The sequence below is a fragment of the Mesorhizobium helmanticense genome, assembly GCF_003034915.1.
Taxonomy (GTDB): Bacteria; Pseudomonadota; Alphaproteobacteria; order Rhizobiales; family Rhizobiaceae; genus Mesorhizobium; species Mesorhizobium helmanticense.
Map to the genome: position 1 here is coordinate 1 of NZ_PZJX01000016.1, position 21,620 is coordinate 21,620.

Below are 21,620 nucleotides of genomic sequence, written 5' to 3' on the forward strand. Positions count from 1 at the left end.
TCATATCCGTGGTGCCGCGTCCGTAGAGCCGTTCACAGTCCCGGCGCAACGTGAAAGGAGCCGAACTCCATTGCGCCTCGCCGGCGGGAACGACGTCCATGTGGCCGGACAGGATGTAGCCCGGAACATCGGCGGGACCGACCGTCGCGAAAAGATTGGAACGGTCGCCTTCGGGCCCGAGGATCACGTTGACCTGAGCTCTGTGCTCCGTGAGATGGGTCTCGATCCAACCTGCGATGTCGCCGTTCGGTTTGCCGGCCACCGATGGAAAGGCGACGAGACGGTCGAGGATGTCGAAGACGTCCATTCCAGCCCTCAAAGCGTCTGGGGTTCGCCGGGATCGATGCCGTCGACCATAGTTGCAACATTGCCGGAAAGGATGTGCGTGTTTTGACGCGATTGCGTGCCGAAAGCGAAAGTGTTTCAGTTGAATCTTGCGTTGGCGCGCGGCTTTCGAGCAAATCGTACCGGTCTGCTCGTTTAGCGTTTACGGGCAGGGCCGGCCGTCGGTGTGTCGCCTATAGTGCGGAAATCTTGCAGGGGCATGGAATTGAAGCCGTCCGGAAGCTTGAAAATCGACACCATCTCGATGCGCATCGGCGACATCGAAGGCGTCGATCTGGATAGGTTGCACGCGCTCTCCCTGGCTGTGGGATGGCCGCATCGCGCCGAGGATTGGCAATTCCTGCGCGAGTCGGGACAGGGGTTCGTGGCGCTCGATGAGATCGGCCGGGTTCTCGGCTCGGCCATGTGGTTCGCACATGGCACCGATTTCGCGACGGTGGGAATGGTCATCACCTCGCCGCGGCTCCAGACGCTGGGGGCGGGGCAATGGCTGATGAAGCGGGTCTTCGAGAAAGTCGCCGGGCGCGATCTGCGCCTCAATGCAACGCGCGCGGCAAGGCGGCTCTATCTCTCGCTCGACTTCCAGCCGGAGAAGACCGTTTATCAATGCCAGGGCATCGCCCGCACGCAGAAGACCGGTAGGCCGGCAAATATTCCGGGCGACGTCCGGACTTTGGACGCAAGGGATCTTCCCGCAGCGATCGCGCTCGACGCGGCAGGATTTGGCGTGAGGCGGGCGGCGCTCATCGAAAAGCTTTTCACACACACGGCCGGCTATGGTCTTTTCAAGGGTGACAGGCTGAGCGCTTTCGCGCTCTGTCGGCCGTTCGGGCGGGGCCACGTCGTGGGGCCGGTCGTGGCGGAAAGCGACGCTGAGGCGGTAGCAGTTGTCCAGCCACACGTGGCCGACCATTCGGGGTCTTTCCTGCGAATTGACACCCATATGGACAATGGCGAGTTCGCCGCCTTTCTGTCGCACAACGGAATGCCGGTTTTCGACACGGTGCTCACCATGTCGATGGGCAAACGCCTCACCGATTTTGGCGTCGGCGGTGCAACTGGACCGGTGACGTATGCCCTCGCCAGCCAAACTCTCGGGTAGTTCAGTCCAGGACCCGGGCATTCGTGGGTGTTCACGCCTTCGCAGGCACTCTTGCGGCGCTAGGAGAACTGCGGTTTCTGCAGCTATGCTGGATCAAAACGCAGCAGACCCAAACTGCCCAAGCTGCATTGTCACAGCCTTCGAACTTACCTAAGGCAGGCGCGCACCTGGCGCTTATCTATCCAAGTTTTGACAATGAAAGCGCCGCGGCACTGTGCGGAACGATACGGCAATATTTCTGATTTTGGCCCACAGAAAAGTCAATGAAATCAAAGTTCTTAGTACATCCTCCGGGCCCACCGTGACCATCGATCTTGCAACGGAAAAATGCGTTAGTCAGAGCGGCGACGGTACTTTTCGAGACAGCTTGGGCACGCCGTCGAACGCCGCAAAGTGCAAAAATCGCCCGATTGGTCCCGATAGTTGGTGAAACCTCGAAATATTTTTTGCGGCGATTTTCCCTTTAAAATCAAAAGCGTAATTTTTTGACGGCCCATGCGTCGGCTTTCAATGCCGCAAGCAAGAAAAACCCTGCTAGATCAATAACCTAGCTGGGTCAGATACAATCGAGTGGGAGTGAAGGGGAACGACGGTGGCAACACAGAAACTGCAGCTCGCTCCATTTTCCCACTGAGGGTTCCTGCCGTTTCCTGTTCTCCGTCCTGATCGTCTGCTGATCTGGCATGTCGTTGCGTCGGAAGTAAATCCCGCCAAACTCATAGAGAGTAGCGGCGTACTATGGCGTGCAAATCGGCAGTGTGCTTCGCGGACCTAGCCAGCCTTTACCGCCGATGCAGCATCGTCCAAGGCAGCGCAGTGGCGTACGATCCTGCACCACAAGATCGCTGGGCCGCCCGAGGAACGGATCGTCACGTCGATCTAGTTGGTCTTCAGCTTGCCGACGCGGTTCTCAGCGATCCAGCGAGCGGCGAGCACCAGCGCACCCATGCTGAAATCCTTGCCATGCTTGGCCACCATTTCTTCCGACAGTTCGGCCAGCCGTTCGAAAAATTCGTCCTTGCTCTTGTCCTCTGCGGTGAGTTCGGTCTGCATCTGATCCTCCTGTTTCATGTGGGCTGAGTCCGCTATTTGAACATCTGCGCAGGAAAGGTGACGATCGCGGCGGTGCCATCGACAGAACCCACCGCGAGGTGTCTACCGTCGCCCGACCAGGCAAGAGCGGTGACGGCGCTGCCCAATGGTCTGACGACGAGCTCGTCCCGCGCCCCGATCTGGGCGATGGTGATCCGGCCGTTGGCGTAACCCGCGGCAATCAGCTTCTTCTCCGGGTGCGCCGCCACCGCCTCGACCAGAACCAGCCCGGCGCGGCCTGTCTCCAGCGCGCCGGAGGTGTCGCCGCCAAAAGGCGGGGTGGTCATCGACCAGCCGGCGATCCGAAAGGCGCCCGAGGCAAACAGCGCATTCGCGGGTTGGCTCCAGCACATTGTCCGAACCGGTGATGGAAATCCCGCGACGATGTCCGTTCGGCCATCGGCCATGCTGACCAGCGCAAAGCCTCCTGTTTCAAGCCCGCATGCCAACCATGTGCCATCGCTGCTCCAGCGGATCGATACCAGGCGTGCTGGGAGGGAGATATCGTGTATCAAGGCTGCATCGCCTTCGACCGCCCAGATCGACAGCCCTTCACCAACGCCGCAAGCGAGGCGGCGCCCGCCTGGCGAGAAGGCGAGTGCATCTGTTGACAATGCCACACCGAGTCCCAGTTGCACGGCATCGCCTTGGCCACGCGAGAGAAAAACATCATGCCCATTGCTGATGGCTGTCCTTTCCGCCCTTGTGCTGTGGTCGATGGCTACGGTCGGTCCATCGATCTTGACCAGGGAGGCCTCGGTTTCACCGCCGGCGGTCAGATGCTGCACGTCGCCGCTGGCCGCGCCGACCAGAAAGCCGGAACGCGTGTGGGCGGCGATCGGAACATCGCCATCACCGAATGCCGCTGTGGCGATCAGCGGCACTAGTGGCTTCTCCCTGGGGCGGATCGTCGTCTGCCCGAGATCATGGCTCACCCTGAGCCGCGATTCCGGCGGCTCGTGATCCGCGACCGCGGCTATGGCGACGGTTCCGTCCACCGAGGTGAAGGCGACAGCCGTTCCGTCGGTGCCGAAGCGCAGATCGGCGATCGCTGACGGTCGCTGCCAGCTGCGGGCCAGGAGGTCGAACAAGGTCAGGTTCTGCATCGTCTGCTGGTTCATGTTCTCTCTCCCGTCAGTTCTTGTTCGCCGTTGCGACAAGCCGGCGATCAAGCTCCTCGATGTCGGCTTCGACAGCTATGATGCGATCCTCACAAGCCGCGCATGCCTGCATGATAGCCACGGCGCTCTCTTCAGCCTCATGCAAGTCCCGCACCAGTTGCGCATTGTCACCGCTTCTGCCGATTTCCAGCTCCAGGCGCAGCACGTCCATTTCGATACCGGCGCGTTTCTGGTTGAGCCGCAACGCTTCCGCGGTAAGCGCCGAGACGCTGGCAACGAGATCGAGCCGGCGAGCAAGCAGCGTGTCACGCCTGGCCGTTTCGGATCCTTGGGTCATTTTTCGCTCCCCGAAGGCCCCTGCGGTTTCTCGAAAGCCGACAGCAATTTGGGCAATGTGCCGGCCTGCGACTGAAACTGTTTTTCAGCCGTTTCGATGTGGCTCTTGAGCTGGTCCCAGATGTCGACGCGGATCATCGATGTCGTGTCGCCGGTCAGCCGCTCGATCTCGTCGACACGGAACTGACGCGTCAGTGAAACGCCCGAAAACACGAAGTCGCGCAACAGGATCGCATGGCTTTCGATGAACAGATGGATCATCGGATGCGTCTCCATGGTGACGCCGCCGGCGGCAAGCTCGGCCTGGATGAAGTCCTGGAAATGGCTCTGCAGGCGGTGCTGGCTCTCGCCCATGAAGCGCATGACGAAGACCAGATCGCGCGGCATCAGCTTGACGAGATCGCCGGTGACACCATCGGCATGGCTGGACATCGGCTCGGGTGACCCTCGGCTGTCCTTGTCGTTCGGCATGGTCGTTCTCCAGCGCCGGGCCCGCTCATGGGCCGTCGTCTTCAAATAGTCTGGAAAGACGAAGAGTTAAACATCTAATATGAATCTGATTATTTGCTGCGAATGCTAACTAAATATGCTGCACATGCGAATATATGTTAAATATTACAGGCGTAAGTTACAACTGTAAAAGAACGTTACAGTTGGGAGTCGGATTGCGTGCCGAAAGGATGGCGGTCTTGTTTTGAATGCCAGCTATGAGCACTATTTTAAAACTGGCACGGCGCTTGCTTTGTTCATTTTCATAAGAAGCCCGTCGCGCTTGACGCGGTGCCAAAAGAACGAAGGAACGGAGGAAGCAGAGCCGCTTCGATACGCCCATCGCACATGCGGTTGGCGTCGCGGATCCCTGCCAGACGCCTCGAAACCTTTGCCCCGATCCACTTGAACGGCCTGACCTCGGGTCGCGCCTCGGAGCGCAACGCTTTGTCATGCCGCTCGCACTCTCACTGGCGGTGCTTTGCCGCTTCATGCCGGGGTCAAGGGACCTGCGGCTCAAACCTGGTGGAGGCTTATGACCATGACGTCTCTGACGCTCAACAAGATTACCTCGCAACGCGGAATCTCCGTCGGCGAGGCGACCAAGAAGATTGCCGATCTCGGCTGGAATCCTTCCTACGTGCAGGAAGCGATGACGTTTCCGACCGACTACAAGATCAACAAGACGCCGCGCGACCCGATGAAGCAGGTCCTGCGGTCCTACTTCCCGATGCAGGAAGAGAAGGACAACCGCGTCTATGGCGCGCTCGATGCTGCCTTGCGCGGCGACATGTTCCGCAATGTCGAGCCGCGCTGGGTCGAGTGGATGAAGCTCTTCCTGGCCATCATTCCCTTCCCGGAAATCTCCGCCGCCCGCTCGATGGCGATGGTCGCCCGCATCGCACCTGGCGAAGAACTGCGGACCGGCTTCACCATGCAGATGATCGACGAGTTCCGTCACTCGACGATCCAGATGAATCTCAAGAAATGGTACATGGAAAACTACATCGATCCGGCCGGCTTCGACATCACCGAGGAAGCCTTCGGAAAATGCTACGCCACCACCATCGGCCGCCAGTTCGCCGAAGGCTTCATCACCGGCGACACGATGACGGCCGCCTGCATGTACCTGACCGTGGTCGCCGAGACCGCCTTCACCAACACGCTGTTCGTCGCCATGCCTTCGGAAGCTGCCCGCAACGGCGACTATGCGCTGCCGACCGTCTTCCTGTCGGTGCAATCCGACGAGAGCCGGCACATCGGCAATGGCCACTCGCTGCTGATGGCGGCGCTTAAGGAGCCGGAGAACCATCTCTTGCTTGAGCGCGACCTGCGCTACGCCTTCTGGCAGAACCATGCCATCGTCGATGCCGCAATCGGCACCTTCATCGAATACGGCACCACCAACCGCGACAAGAACAAGGAGTCCTACGCGGAAATGTGGCACCGCTGGATCTATGAGGACTACTACCGCACCTACATGCTGCCGCTCGAGAAATACGGCATCAAGGTCCATCACGACGACGTCCAGGCAGCCTGGGAGCGCATCACCAAGAAGAACTACGTCCACAAGGTCGGCCAGTTCTTCGCGGTCGGCTGGCCGGTCAATTTCTGGCGCATCGAAGCTCAGACCGACAAGGACTTCGAGTGGTTCGAACACAAGTACCCGGGCTGGTACGCCGAGTTCGGTGATTTCTGGAAATGGTATGGCAAGCTCAGCCACAAGGGCGAGAAGGTGCTGCTGTTCAACAGCGATGTCGGCTACGTCTATCCGCACCGCTGCTGGTCGTGCCTCGTTCCCTGCCTGATCCGCGAGGACATGGTGGTCGGCGAGATCAACGGCGAACTCTACACCTTCGCCCATGAGCTCGACCGCTGGACCACGATGGTCGCCTTCAACGACGAGTATGAGGGCCGTCCGACGCCGGCGATGGGCCGTTTCAGCGGGAAGCGCGAATGGGAAACGCTCTATGACGGCTGGGACCTGGCCGATGCCATCAAGGACCTGAACTTCGTCCGCTCCGACGGCAAGACGCTGGTTCCGCAGCCGCATCTGCGCTTCGACGACAAGGAGATGTGGACGCTCGACGATGTGCGCGGCAACAAGCTCGGATCGCCACTCAACGCGCTGCGTGCCATGTCGCCCGCGGACCGTGAGAAGCACCTGGCGGAATACCGGGCCGGCTTCACGATCAACCCCTGCAACTGATCAGGCCAAAGGGGGGCGGGTTCGTCCCGCCCCTTCCTTTCACTGGAGGTCCGTATGTCGGAAACCCACACGGTCAGGCTGAGCCCGGTCGGCGTCGAATTCGAGGTCGAGAATGGCGAAACGGTGCTCAACGCAGCGTTTCGCCAGGGCATCGCCCTGCCGCACGGCTGCAAGGAAGGGCAATGCTCGGCCTGCAAAAGCGTGTTGCTCGAAGGCGAAGTCGACATGCTGAAATACTCGACCTTCGCGCTGAACGACATGGAGAAGGAAAGCGGGCACGTCCTGTTGTGCCGCTGCATCGCCTTCTCCGACTTGGAAGTCGAGCTTCTCAACTACGACGAGGAGATTTTGGCGAAAGCGATCGCCGTGAAGACGTACAAGGGCCGGATTGCTCAAATCGAGCAGCTGACCCACGACATTCGCGGCATCGAGATCGAACTCGGCTCGCCGATGAAGTTCTGGGCGGGGCAATATGTCGACATCACGGTTACCACGCAAAAAGGGGAGACGATTACGCGCTCGTTCTCCATGGCAAATACGCCGGACCAAACCCAAAAACTCTCCTTCATCATCAAAAAATACCCTGAAGGAAAGTTCTCGGGTGAACTCGATTCCGGAGGCATCAGGGCCGGAGCCGAAGTCACCGTCGTCGGACCCTACGGAACCTGTTTCCGCCGCGACGAACGGCAAGGACCCCTGATTCTGGTCGGGGCCGGATCGGGCATGTCGCCGATCTGGTCGATCCTCAACGACCACCTTAAGAGCGGTGAGAAGCGTCCGGTGTATTTCTTCTACGGTGCCCGCACCCGCAACGACCTGTTCTACCTCGACAGGATCGCCGAGCTGGTCGGCAATCATTCCGACGTCACCTTCATTCCCGTGCTGTCGCACGCCAATGACGACGCCGAATGGCAAGGCGAACGCGGCTTCGTTCACCAGAGCGTCGACGCCATGCTCAGGCAACTCGCGGTCGACGGGCAGGGCGATGTCCATGCCTGTGGCCCGCCGCCGATGATCGATGCGCTGCAGCCGGTGCTGTTCATGAACGGCTTCGAAACGGAGCGGATCTTCTTCGACAAGTTCACCACATCGGCGGGTGCAACGCCGGCCCATTGAGGGCGGCAACGCGCAAGCCAACCACAACTGCAACAAGGGAGAGAGACTATGCCTGCAACCTCGAGTTCAGTCGGATCAGGAGCCGCCGGTGCTGCGATCTTCGCCGACTCCGACAGTCGCAAATATCGGTATTTCGAACCGAAGGGCCAGCGCGCCACCCACTACGAAGACATGACGGTCGATGTCCAGCCCGACCCGGAACGCTACCTGATCCAGGACTGGATCATCTCCTTCGCCGACGGCAAGGGCGCCTATGTCAAGCAGAACACCGCCGCGCAGAGCTCCAACTGGCATGCCTTCCGCGCCCCTGATCAGGAATGGGAGCGCACACACTACCAGCGTCAGTCGAAGATCGAGACGATGGTGCAGAGCGTCATCAACAATGCCCGCAAATCGGGTGCGCCGAAGACCTTCGATAAGGCCTGGGCCAAGATCCTGCAAACGCAGCTCGGCGCCTGGAAACACGCCGAATTCGGCCTCGGCACCTCGCTGATGCAGGCGCAGCGTTATGGCTACACCCAGATGATCAACAACGCGACGCTGACCAATTCGTCCTACAAGCTCAGGCTTGCCCAGGACATCACGCTCTATCTTGCCGAGATCGGCATGGACCTGCCTGGCTGGGACGACGAACTCGGCAAGAAGGCCTGGCTGGAGGACAAGAACTGGCAAGGCACCCGCGAAGCTGTCGAAACCATCATGGGCGCGACCGATTATCTCGAGCAGTATTTCGCCATCAACATCGTCTTCGAGCCTCTGGTCGGCGAAGTTTTCCGCTCCGGCTTCCTGATGCAGATCGCCGCCGCCAACCATGACTTCATCACGCCGGCGGTGATCTCGGCGGCCGAGGCCGACTACGAGCGCAACCTCGCCAACACGATCGACCTGATGCACATGCTCGCCAATGACGAGAAGCATGGCGCCGCCAACAAGAAGCTTTTCCAGGGCTGGGTCAAGAAACACGGCGCGCTCGCCGACAAGGCAGCCGCCGGCCTGCAGCCGATCTGGTCGATGCCGCATTCCAAGCCGGTCGCGTTCGCCGACGTCCGCGCCAAATCCGAGGAGCGGATTGGCCAGATCCTCGGCGAACTCGGCCTCAAGCGCTGAAACAGGAGAAATTGTCATGTCACTAGCAGCACGCGACGCAACGCATTCCAACATCTTCAAGGCGATGAAGGACATCACCTTCGAGCAGACGATTTCGCACCAGTGCGGCGTCACCATGAACGACTCGGTCGAGGCACGCGCGATCGCCGAATTCATGGGCCAGAAGCCGGGGGTGACCATCACCTACCAGCCGGCGCTGATCCGCATCGACGGCGACGGCAAGCTGATCTTCAAGATGGACGCGATCGGTGAATATCTTGGCCGCGAGATCTCGGCCGAGACCTTCGAGGTCAACACCTCCACCCATTACGGCCGCATGGTGCGCGTCGACGACAACACCGTGATCCTGTTCGGCAACATGGATGAGATGTTCGAGTACATCGAATAGCCGCCACAAAAATCCGGCGCGCCGCTGGGTGCGGCGCGCCCAACCGATCAACGCGATTGCTGCGGAGGCAACCATGTACAGAACACCGGAAGGCAAGGACATTTTCATAGTCGACGGCCACACCCATTTCTGGGACGGCAGCCCGGAGAACCAGAAGAATATCCACGGCAAGCAGTTCATCGAATGCTTCTATGCCTATCACACGGGCTTGAGCCCGAAGGACCAGCTGTGGGAGAAGAGCAAGTTCGAGAAATACAGCGCCGACGATCTCTATCGCGACCTGTTCATCGACGGTCCCGACGATGTGGCGATCGTCCAGTCGACCTATCTCAAGGACTTCTACAAGAACGGCTTCAACACGATCGAGCGCAACGCCGAGGTGGCCAAGCGCTATCCGGAGCGTTTCATCGTCAACGGCGCCTTCGATCCGCGCGACGGCGAGAAGGCGCTTGAGTACATCCACTTCCTCAAGGAGACCTACGACGTCAAGGGAGTGAAGATGTACACCGCCGAATGGAACGGCGCCTCCAAGGGATGGAAGCTCACCGATCCCGATGCCTACAAATGCTTCGAACTCTGCGACAAGCTCGGCATCAAGAACATCCACGTCCACAAGGGTCCGACGATCATCCCGCTCTCGAAGGACGCCTTCGACGTGCATGACGTCGACTACGCTGCGACGGATTTCCAGAACCTCAACTGGATCATCGAGCATTGCGGGCTGCCGCGTCTCGACGATTTCTGCTGGATCGCGACTCAGGAAACCAATGTCTATGGCGGACTGGCGGTAGCGCTGCCCTTCATCCATGCGCGCCCGCGCTATTTCGGCGAGGTCATCGCCGAACTGCTGTTCTGGATCGGACCGGAGAAAATCCTGTTCGGTTCCGACTACGCGATCTGGACGCCGCGCTGGCTGGTCGAGAAATTCTGGGCCTACCAGATCCCGGAGGACATCGCCGCAGAACGCGGTGTGCAACTGACAGACGAGATCAAGGAGAAGATTCTCGGCCTCAACGCCGCGCGTCTCTACAACATCGACGTCGAAGCCAAGAAGAAGGCGCTCGCCAGTTCGCCCTTCAGTATCGCGGCGGAGTAGGAGCCATGGCAACCGCCAGCGTTTCCGGCGGCCGCGAGAAGGAACTCTGGCGGCGCCTTGGTGATGTCAACGACCCGGAACTCGACGAGCCCGTCACCGAGATGGGCTTCGTCGAACGGGCCGCGGTGACGAGCGATGGCAGCGTGGAGATCGATTTTCGCCTGCCGACCTACTGGTGCTCGCCCAACTTCGCGTTCTTGATGCTGGACGGCGTCCGCAAGGCGCTCGACCAGCTCTCATGGTCGCCTGCCTATCGCGTCAAGCTGCACGACCACATGTTCGCGGACGAGGTCAATCGCGGCATGGGAGCCGGCAAGACATTCAGCGACATCTTCGCCGTGCTTGCCGAGGATCAGGATCTCGGCGCCCTGCGCGAAACCTTTGGGATGAAGGCATTCAAGCGGCGCCAAGAGGCAGTCTTGCGCGGCCTGCGGGAGCACGGCCTGACGGATCGGGAAATCCTCGGCATGGACCTGCCGGCATACGACGTCGCCCGGTTCGAGGCGGGTGAAGCCACCAAACAACAGCCAAGATACAGGGCGGCCCTGCTCGAGCGTTTTCCCGACCGCCGGGCGGACCACCCTGTTTTCGTGACCTGGGAAGGACAGATAATCCCGCCCACGGCGCTCAGTGCCCATCTCGCCGAACTGCGCAGCGTGCGCATCAACATGGAATTCAACGGCGCGCTGTGCCGTGGGCTCAAGCAGACCAGATACAAGGAACTGGATGTGGTCGACGGCGAACCGACGCTGGTCGATTTCATTCTGGATCGCGTGCCGGCCGGGACCGCGCCGACCGCCTGAAGCAGAGCTGAAACAACGGCCTCCCTCGCACGAGGCCCCTAACCAACAACCCGCCCGTAAGGCGGAAGGAGGAATCATGCCCAAAATAATGCTTCACAATTCCGAGGCCCGCCGTGCTCTCGCCCGTGGCGTCTTCCGGCTTGCGGCCGCCGTCGAGCCAACGCTCGGCCCCAAAGGCATGAACGCCATGATCGACCGGCCGATCGGGACGCCGATGGTGACCCGCGACGGTGTCAGCATCGCCTCGGAGATCGAGTTGCACGACCGTTTCGAAAACATGGGCGCACAAGTTGTCCGCGAGGTGTCGATGCAGACCAATGAGGTCGCCGGCGACGGCACCACCACGGCCATCGTGCTCGCCAACGCGCTGATCCAGGGTGGCGTCGATGCGAATGAGCGTGGCGTGAAATCCGTCGATCTGTGCAAGGGTATCGACCTTGCCGTGGCGGCGGTGGTGGCCGCGCTCAAGGCTTCGGCCAAGCCTGCGAAGGGCAACGGCATCCTGGCGTCGGTCGCCAATATAGCTGCGACCAACACCGCGCTTGGCGCTCTGGTGGCCGAAGCCCATCAGCGTGTCGGCGCTGAGGGCGTCATCACCACCGATTTCAGCGTCACCACCGAAACCACGCTCGATGTCGTCGAAGGCATGTCCTTCGAACGCGGCTATCTCTCGCATCACATGGTGACCGACCCTGAGAAAATGGAGGCAGTTCTCGAACGGCCCTACATCCTGATGACAGACCTCAAGATCAGGGAGCCCGGGCAGCTCGATGCCGTTCGCCGCATCGCTGACGAGGATGGCCGGCCGTTGCTGATCGTGTCCGAGGAGATGTCGCCGGAAGTGGTGGTGACGCTGCTCGGCAAGCAGGGACCGGGACGATATCTGGTGGTCCATCCGCCGGAATATGGCCATTGGCGCAAGGCGATGATGGAGGATCTGGCCATCATCACGGGCGGCAAGGTGATCGCGCGCGATCTCGGCGGTCGGCTCGAGGATGTCACCGCCGAGGATCTCGGCACCGCCGACCGGGTGAAGACCAGTTCCTCCTACACCTCGATCATTCGCGGCGGCGGCGACCATGCGACGATCGCCTCGCGCCGTGCCCAGGTGCAGCGGCAGTATGAGGCCTCGCCGCCCAACATCGACCAGGACAAGCTGCGAGAACGCCTGGCCAAGCTCTCCGGCGGCACCGCGATCCTCTATGCCGGTGGCGTCACGCCGGTCGAGCAGAAGCGCACTATCCAGCTTATCGAGGATTCCTTGAACGCGGTGCGCGCCGCTTCCGAGGAGGGCGTCGTCGCCGGTGGCGGCTCGGCACTCGCCCAGATCGCGCCACTACTCGACAAGGTGGCGGCCGGTGTTGAAGGCGATGTCGCAGAGGGTGTGCGCCTGGTACGCTCTGTGTTGTCGCGGCCGCTGTGGCGCATCGCCGCCAATGCCGGCGCCGATCCCGAAGCCGTGGTAACCGAAGTCACCCGCATCAATGGCGGCTACGGCTACAACGCATCGACCGGTGCGTATCAGAACATGTTCGAGGCGGGGATCATCGACCCGGTCCGCGTCACCTACACTGCGCTTGCCAACGCAGCCTCGGTCGCGACCCTGATCCTGACCACCGAAACGTTGATTGGCGACCTTGCCGAGGATGAGGATCCGACGGCCGGACCGGCGCGTGGCGGTGGCTCCGAAAAGCTCGGCCGCGCCTGAGACAATCCAGACAATCTCGACGTTGAAAGGACACGACGATGAAAGCTGCCAGACTCTACGACTATGACCCGAAGATGAACGTCCAGCTCAAGATCGAGGAGGTCAAGGCGCCGACAATCACCGCGCCCGACGAAGTGATCGTGCGGGTCGGAGCCGCCGGCCTCTGCCGCACCGACCTGCATATCATCGAGGGTGTGTGGAAGCCAACCATGGATCCCGAAGGCACGCTGTTGCCCTACATTATGGGCCACGAAAATGCCGGCTGGGTCGAAGAGATCGGCAGCGGCGTCAGGTCGGTCAAGCGTGGCGACGCGGTGATCTGCCATCCTTTCCGCTCCTGCGGCATCTGCCTCAACTGCCGCCATGGCGAGGACATGTACTGCGATAACGGCCAGTTCCCCGGCCTTGGCATGAATGGCGGCTTCGCCGAGTATTTCATCACCAGCGAGCGCTCGCTGATCAAGCTGAACGCAAATGTCACGCCGATCGAGGTGGCGCCGCTGGCCGATGCCGGCATTACCGCCTACCGCGCCGCCAAACGTGCCGCCAAACTGCTGCGGCCAGGGAGTTATTGTGTGCTGCTCGGCATTGGCGGACTCGGTCATATCGCGCTGCAATCGCTGCACGCGATCTCGGGCTGCCGCATCATCGCCGTCGATCGTGAGCCAGCGGCGCGGGTGCTGGCCAAGGACCTTGGCGCCGACTTCATCCTCGATGGCGGGCCAAACGTCATCGAGGAAGTCAGTCAGATCACCGGCGGCGGCGCGCACGTGGTGATCGACTTTGTCGGCGAACTCGGCGTCGAGAACATCTGCTGGAAGATGGTGCGCAAGGGTGGGCAACTGTTCGTCGTCGGCTATGGCGGCAACATCAACGTACCGACCGCGCATCTCGTCATCGAGGAGATCAACATCGGCGGCAGCCTGGTCGGCAATTTCACCGAGCTTGTCGAACTGATGGAACTCAACGCCGACGGCAAGGTGAAGATGCACTACACCGAATACAACCTCGCCAGCATCAACACCGCGCTCGACGATTTCAAGAACCGCCGATTCACCGGCCGCGGCGTCATTGTGCCCTGAAACGCAATTCGTCCTGCGAATTTTCTCCGACCCGTAGCGCGAATGCTGCGGGTTTTTTGTGCCGATGGACAAATCTCAATCAGAGGAAGCCGCGGCGGATGCCGTATTGGCCGAGCTTGCGGTACAGCGTCGGCCGTGAAATGCCAAGCCGCAGCGCAACCTTGCTGAGGTTGCCGCTCTCCGCCGCAAGCGCATTCTTGATCGCCTGGCGCTCCGCATCCTCAAATGTGCACACCGGGGCTTCGAGCATGGCTGCCGGATGGTCGCCGTGCATCGCCATGCTGCCGCGATCGCCGGCACTGATTTCCCCGGGAAGATCCTGCAGTTCGATCGTGCCGCCGCGTGCCAGTATGTACAGGCGCTCGACCAGATTTTTCAGTTCGCGCACATTGCCCGGCCAGCGATAGGCCAGCAGCGCATCGAGTGCTTCGTTCGAAAACTCCAGCGGGTCATTGCCGGCCAGCTTCGCGATCTGCCGGTTGAAATGCTCGATCAAAAGCAGCACGTCGTCGCCGCGCTCGCGCAGGGCCGGGACATGGATCGAGACCGCGCCGATGCGGTAGTATAGATCGCTGCGGAAGCGCCCGACCGCGACCTCCTGCTTGAGGTCGCGATTGGTCGACGCGACCAGCCGCACGTCCACCGGCCGCCCCCTGGAGTCACCGATGCGGTGAACCACGCGCTCTTCCAGCACACGCAACAGGAAGGGCTGGATTTCGAGCGGCAACTCGCCGATCTCGTCAAGACTGAGCACGCCGCCATTGGCGAGTTCGAAGATGCCCGGCTTGCCGTCGCGCGAAGCGCCGGTAAAGGCGCCGGAGACGTGACCGAACAATTCGCTGCCGAACAGCTCCTTGGTGATCGCGCCACAGTTCATGGCGATGAACGGGTCGTTTTCGGTGCGCCGGCTGCCGGCATGGACAAGCCGTGCAAACAGCTCTTTTCCCACACCGGTTTCGCCTTCGATCAGCAACGAGGTGACACCGTTCGACCCTGCCACCCGGGAGGCGATATCGACGGCGGCCAGCAATTTCTCGCTTTCGCCGACGATCATCGCCGCGGCTGCCCGCAGGTGCTTGTCCCCTTCCCGGCGCATCACCGTCATGCTGGAGACGGCCGGCACCGAGGGAAACACCAGCGCCGCGCCGCGAAGATCGCCGTCGAACTTCAGCGGCGTGATGTGGCAGGAGCGCAGATGCGGCGGCAGCGCGTTGGAGAGATCGGTGTCCGAGCCGGAGGCCGGCAGGTTCATCAGCCAACGACCACGGCCGGGTTCCATCGGACCGTCCATCATCTCGGTCGTGTCGCCATTGGGCACGTTGTTGCAGAAGATCGCGCGGCCACGATGATCGACGATTACCAGCCCGTCTTTTCGACGGTAGCTGGGCGCCGAGGAAATGAAGGCTTCGAGCAGGCGTGTGCGTTGCTCCTGCTGCTGCTCGGCGAGGGCCTTTTCGATCTGCCTGGCGGTGGCGGCGACGAGTGCGGTGTTGTGCGGCCGGAAGATCGGCGAATAGCCCGACAGGTCGACAACGCCGATGATCTTGCCGTCCAGCGGATCGCGGATCGGCGCCCCCGCGCAGGTCCAGGATTTGATGCCGGCGCAGAAATGCTCGGCCGCGTGGACGAAAGTCGGCTCACCGGTCCACAGCGCCGTGCCGATGCCGTTGGTTCCGACGGCGCCCTCGTTCCATTTGCCGCCGATGGCAAGGTGGATATCCATACCGTCATGCAGCGTCTTCTTGTCGCCGATGGCGTCGATCAAAACGCCGTCGCTGTCGGCAAGCACCAGCATCGCGCCGGTCCCGTCCAGCAACTTACCAAGGGAGGCGAACGACCGGCGCGCCGCCGAAAGCAGTTCGGCGTTGGCGCGGGTCAGATATTCGATCTCGTCGCGATCACTGCTCAGCGGCGCTTCTATGCCTTGCGCGTTGATGCCGCCGTTGGCGCTGCGGTACCAGGAATCGTGGATCAGCGAGCGAACATGGACCGGATCGCGAGCGCTTGTAGGCTCGTCGGAAAGAAAACTCTCCCAGGCGCGCATGGTGGCGCGCTCATCATAGTCGATCCTGTCCAGAGCCAGCTGTCCGGTGGCCATCGACGCACGCGTCGGAAGCACATCGCTTTTCATCCGATTGGGGCCGTTCGCGTGTTTCATTCAGTCATCACAGTACCTTTTGGGGTATGCCATTTCTGTATGCTTCGCGGATTGGACGTCCACAGCGACGCCCGAATGCGGCGATCAGTCGATGCCGAGTTTCGCACCGATGTCGGCGGCAAGCTGTTCTTCAGTATAAGTCGCGGTCAGCCGGGATCCGTCCAGCCCGGCAAGTGCCTCGGCAATGGCTTCGTCGACCGGCGAGAAAAAGCCGTTCTGCTTCGTTGCCAGCACGAAGACCTGATCGCCATTCCGGTTGCGGACATCGCCGATATGATGAAGCTGGCGGCCGCTGTTCTGATCCTTGGAGATCACACGTCCGTTCATGGTGACACAAACGGACGGGCTCGCTTCGGTGGAGGTTGCAGCGTTGCCGCCAACATGGATGATCAGGCCTTCCGCCTTGGGTTGCTGGCGCGGCTTCCTGGAGGCCGAATAGCCACCGCCACTGATCTGGTCGGCGAGGCGAACGATGGTCGAGCGGTTCTGCTCGATCAGCCGCTTGACCTGAGCATCCTCACGCCGCGGGCCGTCCCGCTTGGAGATGATCTCGACCATGAATCCTCCCAGATTCGTTGGCTTGGCAGTGCCGTGGGTACGGTCATTCTTATTTGCAGCGAACCCTACACTGCCATTGCCATATCCGCCATTCACAATAGGTAGCGCCAAATTCACATCGTTGGTAGCAGGTGGCTGCTACACGGGCTTTCCGGCGCTCCATAGTTGGAGCTGTTGACGGTATTTTCCGAGACACACCGAGACGCCCCCTCGAAAGTCGAGAAGTGCAAAAATCGTCCGATTGATCCCGATAGTTGGTGACACCGCAAAATATTCTTTGCTGCGATTTTTCCTTTAAAATCAAAAGTGTAAATTTTTGACGGTCTTGATGTCGGTATTTACGCGACGCTGAAAAATATTTGACAGTGATTTCATTGGGTTATGTGCTGTTCGAACAATCGAGTGGGAATGATTCAGGCCCACCCAAACGCCGCCGAAAATGCGCCAATCTGCGACGTATGGGCGGGACGGAATCTCGCTTGCGTTGGCCCGAGAGAAGTGCCTCGACGCGAAGCGCGCCATTGGCGAGGGACGGTCGCCAGCGATCGAGAAGCAGCGTAACAAGCGTCGCCTGAAAGAGGCTAAGATTTTGGCGAGTTTGGGGAGAAGTAGCTCGGTACTACAAGTGCGAACCCTGAATGTCGCACCTGCCTAGCTCCAAGACGGGGCCCACGTCTATGTCCAGGGGCTGCAGAACCCGCACAAGGCAGAGAATGCGCCGTTGGAGATCACACCCGAGCTGAAAATGGCCGTCACGCAGTCGCACACCAATCGGCGTAGAAAAAGCTAGCACAACGGAGTAGGAAGCTGTGACACCTGCCGGTCACAACACGGCTTTCCGCACCTCGCCCGTGGCAGGGATACTCTTTTATCTTCAACCTCTTAAGACGAAAAAAGTACCGTCACCAACCCGAGCCGATCAGACTGGCTGAATGGATTTGACATTACCTTCCGCGTCGACGAGGCAGCTGGTTTTTTTGCCGCTGGCATCGACCTCGACCTGATAGGTGTTCGAATCGAGCTTGCTGGAGGAGACCGGAAGTATCTTGGTCGTATCGATGCCGCTCGCCTTGGCGACCGCGTCAGAGCAAAGCAACTGAAGATCCGCCGGAGCGGTCTCGACCTTGGTCCTGGACATCTGTTCTGGCGCAGGCGGCGCGCTGACGCAGGCGCTCAGTATCGCCGCCAGTGATCCAACTGCGACGACTGAAATCGGTCTTCTCACTGCATGGGGTCTTGTCGACATTGCTTACCCTCCCTGAATGCCGCTTCACACACCCTTGTAAAGAGCGGCTCCCTGCATCAACACAATGACCTTCGCCCCAACCTCGATGCGGGAATGGAGATCGACGATGTCATCGTTGTTCATCCGGATGCATCCAGAAGACACATCGAGTCCAATCGTCCAGGGTTCCGGCGTGCCATGGATCCGGTAAATTGTGTCGTTGTCGCCCTCATAAAGGTAAAGCGCCCGTGCGCCGAGCGGATTGTCGGGGCCTCCCGGCATGCCGTTGGCCCATTTGGCTGCCTTGGTGTCGCGAGCAACCATTTCGGACGGTGGTGTCCATGTCGGCCATTCCGCCGTGCGGCCGATACGCACGATTCCCGCCCACCCAAACCCGTCCCTGCCAACGCCGATGCCGTACCGGATTGCCTGCTGCCCAGGCTGGACGAGGTAGAGGAAATGCTGGTTGCCGTCGATGATGATTGTGCCCGGCCGCTCGGCGGTCCGGAACTTGACGACCTGCTTGCGGAACGATTCCGGCACCTGCTTGTGAAGCTTATAATATTTGTACGCCTTGGTGCGATCGTAGTCGATCCACTGCCTCGTCTGCGGATTGTACACCTGCGTTCCAGCGGCAAAGGCAATTGACACCGAGACTGCGAGGCCCGCGGCCATCAGCAGCGCAATATGCGAGGACCGCTTGCGCGCGAAGCGTGTTGAAGGCCTTGCGGGATCTATTCCTTTCGAGCGTGCAGTCACGGCTTTGCCCACCCGTTGACGCGATCTTCGTTCTTCGCCACCCATTGTTCGGCAAATTTGTAAGGATCCTGTCTTTCAACCTGGAGTGCATAGCTCATGTCGATCGCTTCCTCGGGTTTGAAATCGATACGATCCAGGAAACGAGCCACCTCGGGATGCTTCTCGCGCAAAGCATTCGCGTAGGCGATGTGGTAGTGGGCCGTATCCCACCCCACAGCTGCACTCGACTTCGACAGCCACGATGATGGATCCTCCGAGGGCAGGACGATCTTCCACTTGGCCGCATCGAAAGGTGGCTCGGTCAGGCGAACGATATCGTGCAGCTTGAAAACCACATGCGGGGCGTAGCAGCCGAAGACCATAGGGCGATCCGTGGCTTCGGCTGCGTCCACCGCGGCCATGCCGACATCCTCGGGCATTTCAAGCAGCCTCATCGTCCTGGCATAGCCATAGCTGTTGGCGCGGATGCGCTCGATGGTGGTCGACGACCATGTCTCCGCGCCGATCCACATCTCGCCCTTGCCATCACCATCGGTGTCGAGCGATGCGGTCTTCTTTGGATCGCTGAGGTCCGAGATGTTCTTGATGCCGTATTTGTCGGCGGCTACGGACGTTGCGCAAATTCCCTGCCATGCGGGCACTCCCATCGGGCTGATCGCGACAGTGCCTGCATCGGTCACGTATTTCTTGACGAGGTTGTCCAGGTTGGGAAGCCAGACTTCGGGATGGATATCGACCTCACCGGTGTTGAGACCCGCGAAGGCTATTAGCGTACCCATCGGAACGGCATCCGCGTCCAGCCCGAACTCCTTCTTCAGGCTGACTTTCAAAATGTTGGCGGTCGCCTCGCCCGACGACCAGTTGGGCATTGCTATGACAAGGTCGGCGGCATGAGCACCGACGCTCAGCATGACCGTGGTCGTCGCCAAGATTAGTCTTCGAAATGACCGCCTCGCCGTCATCGTGCCAGCCCTCCCGTCCACCAGCAATGCATCGACCCAGAGGCTACCTCTCGATTGAGCTTTCATCAACAATCCGCTTTCGGCAGTGGCAGTTGTCTATCCTCGACAAGAAGAGGCTGCAAATCGCAAAAACGAGATTGGCGTCTCGTTCGTGCTTAGGCTGTTGTTTCTTTTCTGACTACGCCCGATCATCTCTGATCCTGACACGGGTGGCAATTCTGTAACTGTTACGTGTCCAGTACCTGCAGGCCAGCTATGGCGCCAAGCGATCGCCCCGACGTCAGGCGAGTTCAGGTCGCGTACTCGAGTCGCCGCCACCATTCCATAGATGATGTTCTATGACTTTGACGGCAGCTTTGCGCCTCATCCCGTCGCCGAGCTCAATCATGAAGCGCCCCATAAAGCAGACGCGGCCAAGCCGAAATCGACCGACTGAAACCTACAACGCCTGGCAATCCATCGCTAAAAGCGCCGAGCCGAATTTGTCGGGGTTGAGCAGCCCCATTGCGCGTCCTCATTTTCCCGTTATGATGAAAACCGTCATGAATGTTGATAGTATGAAAAAAAACTTCACAATTGAGGCGGCGACTAATGAAGATGTCGCCGATATCGCCAGCTTGCTGAGCTGGGCTTTCGCTTTCAGCAAGGCGCGTTCGCACGAATACATCATCAACATTGGGATCGAGACGCTGCGGCTCATTCGCGGCGAGGACCGCCGTCCGGTGGTGTGCGCGGCGCTGCTCGAGACGGCGCATGTCTTCCACGGCAGGCCGGTGCGGGCGGCCAACATCGCCCATGTTGCGATCGCGCCGGAGCGGCGCGGGCAGGGGCTGGCCGTGCCGTTCGTCGATGCGCTCTGCGAGGAAGCAAAGGCGAATGGCGCTGCCATCGCCACGCTCTTTGCCTCAACGCGGCCGGTCTACCGCAAGGCCGGCTTCGAACTCGCCGGTCACGAAATAATCTACGAGGCCGAGACGGCGGCGCTGCCCTCCTCAAGTCGTCTCGCCTTCGAGCGCGTCGAACTCGACGATCCACGCCTTGTCACCGCCTACGCCGAAAAGACGCTTCGGGAATCCGGCCTCCTTACGCGCGCGGCCGCGCACTGGAACGAGTTGCGACGCGCCCCGACCGACGCGCTCGCCGCCTATCTGGCCGAGGGTGCCTATCTTATCCTCGACATGGGCGACAAGACCCGCCTCGATATGAGGGACTGGCACGCGGCCTCGCCAGAAGCGGCGCTTGGCCTGCTTTCCTTCCTCGCCCGGTTCCGCTCCGTCTATCGAATGGTGCGCTGGCACGGCGCCCCGCAGGACGATCTGGTGGCGGCGATGCCTGACAAGGGCTGGCGGCTTGCCCATCAGGAGGAGTGGCTGTTGCGGGTTCTCGACCCCGTCGCCGCCTTGCGCCAGCGTGGCTACCATGTCGACCAGGCAAGGCTGACACTCCGCCTTGGCGAGGCCGCGTTTCAGGTTGAGATAGACGGCAATAGGGTTCAGGTAAGCGAGGGCGCAACTGGCCCGACGGTGTCGATGCAGGCGCCGGCTTTCGTCCAGCTGTTCACGGGCTTTCGCAGCACCTCGAAACTGGCGCAGTATGGGCTCCTTGCCGGTGACTCGGCTGACATACACCGCTGTGACCAGCTCTTCGCCGGACCGCCGCCCTGGGTGGCGGAGCATTTTTGAACCAACAGACGCAGGACCCTTCATGACACACGCGCTGATAGCTTCGCTGAGAGCAGCGGCGGGCGACATGACGCCGGCGCTGGCGCGCGTCGCCGAGATGGTGCTGGCGCAGCCCGACGCAACATTGCGCCAGAGCATCACCGAACTCGCCGAGGTGTCGGGATCGTCGGAGGCTAGCGTTATGCGCTTCTGCCGCGATCAGGGCTTTTCCGGGTTCCAGGACTTCAAGCTGGCGCTGGCCAAGGAACTGGCGACCGACGAGCGGGCGCGAGACAGCGGCTT

The 21,620-nt window shown here is 60.7% G+C and carries 21 protein-coding genes; 11 read left to right on the plus strand and 10 right to left on the minus strand.

Going from position 1 to position 21,620, the window contains the following annotated elements:
- Nucleotides 1–307 (minus strand): M20/M25/M40 family metallo-hydrolase (locus tag C9427_RS07365; protein WP_146172517.1); only part of this gene is annotated, 307 nt, incomplete at its 3' end.
- 237 nt (nucleotides 308–544) lie between these two features.
- Between C9427_RS07365 and C9427_RS07370 the strand changes: the two genes are divergently transcribed.
- Nucleotides 545–1,447, plus strand: coding sequence for a GNAT family N-acetyltransferase (locus tag C9427_RS07370; protein ID WP_107648480.1), 903 nt, complete (start codon nucleotides 545–547; stop codon nucleotides 1,445–1,447).
- An 879-nt stretch (nucleotides 1,448–2,326) separates the two neighbouring features.
- On the opposite strand, the gene C9427_RS34050 is transcribed toward C9427_RS07370, so the two are convergent.
- From C9427_RS34050 to C9427_RS07390, 4 genes are read right to left on the minus strand one after another with little or no spacing between them, the layout of a single operon-like run.
- Complete coding sequence (locus C9427_RS34050) at nucleotides 2,327–2,500, minus strand: hypothetical protein (RefSeq protein ID WP_167434275.1); 174 nt, start codon at nucleotides 2,498–2,500, stop codon at nucleotides 2,327–2,329.
- Nucleotides 2,501–2,532: 32 nt separating this feature from the next.
- The gene (locus tag C9427_RS07380; RefSeq protein ID WP_107648482.1) at nucleotides 2,533–3,660 is read right to left on the minus strand and encodes a WD40 repeat domain-containing protein; all 1,128 of its coding nucleotides are present in this window, start codon (nucleotides 3,658–3,660) and stop codon (nucleotides 2,533–2,535) included.
- A gap of 13 nt (nucleotides 3,661–3,673) precedes the next feature.
- Complete coding sequence (locus C9427_RS07385; protein WP_107648483.1) at nucleotides 3,674–3,997, minus strand: hypothetical protein; 324 nt, start codon at nucleotides 3,995–3,997, stop codon at nucleotides 3,674–3,676.
- Nucleotides 3,994–4,467, minus strand: a complete 474-nt coding sequence (locus C9427_RS07390) for a hypothetical protein (protein WP_107648494.1) — start codon at nucleotides 4,465–4,467, stop codon at nucleotides 3,994–3,996. The genes C9427_RS07385 and C9427_RS07390 overlap by 4 nt, the downstream gene beginning before the upstream one ends.
- Before the next feature lie 553 nt (nucleotides 4,468–5,020).
- Here C9427_RS07390 and C9427_RS07395 point away from each other — a divergent pair.
- The 8 genes from C9427_RS07395 (at nucleotide 5,021) to C9427_RS07430 (ending at nucleotide 13,994) form a co-directional block, all read left to right on the plus strand.
- Entirely contained in the window at nucleotides 5,021–6,694 is a 1,674-nt protein-coding gene (locus C9427_RS07395; RefSeq protein ID WP_208636353.1) for an aromatic/alkene/methane monooxygenase hydroxylase/oxygenase subunit alpha, read from the plus strand.
- Nucleotides 6,695–6,748: 54 nt separating this feature from the next.
- Nucleotides 6,749–7,810 carry an NADH:ubiquinone reductase (Na(+)-transporting) subunit F gene (locus C9427_RS07400; RefSeq protein WP_107648484.1) on the plus strand — a complete coding sequence of 354 codons (1,062 nt, stop codon included), beginning with the start codon at nucleotides 6,749–6,751 and terminating at the stop codon, nucleotides 7,808–7,810.
- Nucleotides 7,811–7,858: 48 nt separating this feature from the next.
- Complete coding sequence (locus C9427_RS07405) at nucleotides 7,859–8,917, plus strand: aromatic/alkene monooxygenase hydroxylase subunit beta (RefSeq protein WP_107648485.1); 1,059 nt, start codon at nucleotides 7,859–7,861, stop codon at nucleotides 8,915–8,917.
- A 16-nt stretch (nucleotides 8,918–8,933) separates the two neighbouring features.
- A complete protein-coding gene (locus tag C9427_RS07410; RefSeq protein ID WP_096455128.1) occupies nucleotides 8,934–9,305 on the plus strand; it encodes an MmoB/DmpM family protein in 372 nt (123 codons plus the stop codon).
- Nucleotides 9,306–9,378: 73 nt separating this feature from the next.
- The gene (locus C9427_RS07415; RefSeq protein ID WP_107648486.1) at nucleotides 9,379–10,401 is read left to right on the plus strand and encodes an amidohydrolase family protein; all 1,023 of its coding nucleotides are present in this window, start codon (nucleotides 9,379–9,381) and stop codon (nucleotides 10,399–10,401) included.
- A 5-nt stretch (nucleotides 10,402–10,406) separates the two neighbouring features.
- On the plus strand, nucleotides 10,407–11,204 hold the full coding sequence (locus tag C9427_RS07420; RefSeq protein ID WP_107648487.1) for an iron-sulfur cluster assembly protein: 798 nt from the start codon (nucleotides 10,407–10,409) through the stop codon (nucleotides 11,202–11,204).
- 76 nt (nucleotides 11,205–11,280) lie between these two features.
- Nucleotides 11,281–12,912: a molecular chaperone GroEL gene (gene groEL / locus C9427_RS07425; protein ID WP_107648488.1), complete on the plus strand. Its 1,632-nt coding sequence runs from the start codon at nucleotides 11,281–11,283 to the stop codon at nucleotides 12,910–12,912.
- A 38-nt stretch (nucleotides 12,913–12,950) separates the two neighbouring features.
- Nucleotides 12,951–13,994, plus strand: a complete 1,044-nt coding sequence (locus C9427_RS07430; protein WP_107648489.1) for an NAD(P)-dependent alcohol dehydrogenase — start codon at nucleotides 12,951–12,953, stop codon at nucleotides 13,992–13,994.
- A 79-nt stretch (nucleotides 13,995–14,073) separates the two neighbouring features.
- On the opposite strand, the gene C9427_RS07435 is transcribed toward C9427_RS07430, so the two are convergent.
- The 5 genes from C9427_RS07435 to C9427_RS07460 all read right to left on the minus strand — a co-directional run bounded on the left by C9427_RS07435 (nucleotide 14,074) and on the right by C9427_RS07460 (nucleotide 19,605).
- Nucleotides 14,074–16,092, minus strand: a complete 2,019-nt coding sequence (locus tag C9427_RS07435; protein ID WP_245437017.1) for a sigma-54-dependent Fis family transcriptional regulator — start codon at nucleotides 16,090–16,092, stop codon at nucleotides 14,074–14,076.
- A 144-nt stretch (nucleotides 16,093–16,236) separates the two neighbouring features.
- Nucleotides 16,237–16,710 carry a hypothetical protein gene (locus C9427_RS07440; protein WP_107648491.1) on the minus strand — a complete coding sequence of 158 codons (474 nt, stop codon included), beginning with the start codon at nucleotides 16,708–16,710 and terminating at the stop codon, nucleotides 16,237–16,239.
- A 919-nt stretch (nucleotides 16,711–17,629) separates the two neighbouring features.
- The gene (locus tag C9427_RS07450; RefSeq protein WP_107648492.1) at nucleotides 17,630–17,956 is read right to left on the minus strand and encodes a hypothetical protein; all 327 of its coding nucleotides are present in this window, start codon (nucleotides 17,954–17,956) and stop codon (nucleotides 17,630–17,632) included.
- A 24-nt stretch (nucleotides 17,957–17,980) separates the two neighbouring features.
- The gene (locus C9427_RS07455) at nucleotides 17,981–18,610 is read right to left on the minus strand and encodes a L,D-transpeptidase (RefSeq protein ID WP_107648496.1); all 630 of its coding nucleotides are present in this window, start codon (nucleotides 18,608–18,610) and stop codon (nucleotides 17,981–17,983) included.
- A gap of 80 nt (nucleotides 18,611–18,690) precedes the next feature.
- A complete protein-coding gene (locus C9427_RS07460) occupies nucleotides 18,691–19,605 on the minus strand; it encodes an ABC transporter substrate-binding protein (RefSeq protein WP_245437018.1) in 915 nt (304 codons plus the stop codon).
- 608 nt (nucleotides 19,606–20,213) lie between these two features.
- Here C9427_RS07460 and C9427_RS07465 point away from each other — a divergent pair.
- Nucleotides 20,214–21,338 carry a GNAT family N-acetyltransferase gene (locus tag C9427_RS07465; RefSeq protein WP_107648497.1) on the plus strand — a complete coding sequence of 375 codons (1,125 nt, stop codon included), beginning with the start codon at nucleotides 20,214–20,216 and terminating at the stop codon, nucleotides 21,336–21,338.
- 22 nt (nucleotides 21,339–21,360) lie between these two features.
- The coding region (locus C9427_RS07470; protein WP_146172518.1) for a MurR/RpiR family transcriptional regulator at nucleotides 21,361–21,620 on the plus strand (260 nt) is incomplete at its 3' end.